Genomic DNA, 436 nt, shown 5'->3' with positions numbered 1-436 from the left:
GCCTTACAGACGACGTCATCGAACTGGCAAGGCAATATGGTCGCTACGGCTATCGCCCGGTGACGGCGCTGCTGAACCAGGCCGGGTGGCATGTGAACCACAAGCGTGTCGAGCGCATCTGGAAACGTGAGGGGCTGAAGGTTCCGCCGAAGCAACGAAAGAAAGGACGGCTGTGGCTGAACGATGGTTCCTGCATCCGGCTCCAACCGGAACGTCCGAACCATGTCTGGTCCTACGACTTCGTTCAGGATCGAACGCATGACGGACGGGCGTATCGAACGCTCAACATCCTGGATGAGTTCACCAGAGAGGCGCTGATGATCCGTGTGGATCGCAAACTCAACTCGACCGATGTGGTCGATGCTCTGACAGACCTCTTCATCCTGCGTGGGTCACCGGACTACATTCGGTCCGACAACGGCCCCGAGTTCATTGC

1 protein-coding gene is annotated in these 436 nt (G+C 58.3%); it reads left to right on the top strand.

Annotated elements, in window-relative coordinates; translation table 11 throughout:
* Nucleotides 1–436 (top strand): DDE-type integrase/transposase/recombinase (locus R3X27_RS25560; protein WP_317711732.1); only part of this gene is annotated, 436 nt, incomplete at both ends.

It is taken from the genome of Tropicimonas sp. TH_r6, from assembly GCF_033101155.1.
Classification (GTDB): Bacteria; Pseudomonadota; Alphaproteobacteria; order Rhodobacterales; family Rhodobacteraceae; genus Tropicimonas.
The sequence above is the reverse complement of the archived record's forward strand: the minus strand, read 5'-3'. Positions and strand labels throughout refer to the sequence as shown.